The sequence below is a fragment of the Salinicola socius genome, assembly GCF_001937195.1.
GTDB classification, from domain to species: Bacteria; Pseudomonadota; Gammaproteobacteria; order Pseudomonadales; family Halomonadaceae; genus Salinicola; species Salinicola socius.
In genome coordinates this window covers 1-951 of the sequence record NZ_MSDO01000076.1, presented here as the reverse complement: position 1 = coordinate 951, position 951 = coordinate 1, and the positions used below count along the sequence as shown (strand labels likewise).

Annotated in this window: 1 protein-coding gene and 2 tRNA genes; all 3 read right to left on the bottom strand. The window is 51.5% G+C overall.

The genetic code is table 11. The features are described from left to right. Window positions 1-381: 381 nt before the first annotated feature. Window positions 382-458 (bottom strand) — tRNA-Val (locus BTW07_RS18825). A gap of 47 nt (window positions 459-505) precedes the next feature. Further along, window positions 506-582: transfer RNA gene (locus BTW07_RS18820), tRNA-Val, on the bottom strand. A gap of 107 nt (window positions 583-689) precedes the next feature. Further along, the coding region (locus tag BTW07_RS20100) for a hypothetical protein (protein WP_208605447.1) at window positions 690-951 on the bottom strand (262 nt) is incomplete at its 5' end.

Here is a 951-nt window from a genome sequence, read left to right as displayed (position 1 = left end):
CGCCGTTCCCTTTTCTCTTTCGAGCATCCTAGAACACCCGTTTCATAAAGATATACGACGAAGAAAGGAGAACGCCCTGGAGGGATTTTTAAAATTTTAATGATTTGATTTTACTGAGTTTAAAACGCTTAAAACCTTAGTCTTAGCCACTAATGTCCAACGCTGGACGCTTATCTCCCGGCAATAATGCCAATCATAAAAACCGGATCTACTGTATGTCCTGTTCGAAATCCAACATTACTCGCCAGTCCGGAAGACCGAGAAATCCCGCAAAGGTGATCCGGCGTTGGGCAGGGAGCCTCAAAGGGAAATGGGACAGGGAGCATCGAAAGGAAACTGACGAGCACAAAAAACCCCGAGACAAGGCTCGGGGTTCGAATCTGGTAGGACCAAGCGGATTTGAACCGCTGACCTCCACGATGTCAACGTGGCGCTCTAACCAACTGAGCTATGGTCCTGTAGTCATGTCACTGCAAAATCGTATCGTCGCAAATCCGATCTTAATTGGTAGGACCGAGCGGATTTGAACCGCTGACCTCCACGATGTCAACGTGGCGCTCTAACCAACTGAGCTACGGTCCTACAATCCATCGCCTTGACGAGCTCGCCGTGACAACGGATGCGAATTTTACCCGGGCAGACGCGGAATGCAACCCTCAATCCGTAAAAAAATCGACGCCAACTCCCTGTCATGCCGGGACAATTCTTTCACCGACGACGGCCGGCACGCTCTGGAATGCAAAACCATGCCAAGCCGCCCGGTTTCCGCGCATCGCGGAAGCCATCATCTTGAACTGGTACACGGGGGCTTCAAACCGGCAAATCACGCCTTCAAACCGATAAATCGGGCATCTCGGCGAGCAGCAAGGGAAAGCCGGTCTGGCCGGTGAATGTGATTTTCCGGCGCTACCCATACCATGGTCGAATGCATAATCTCCGTTGCAGCCCCAA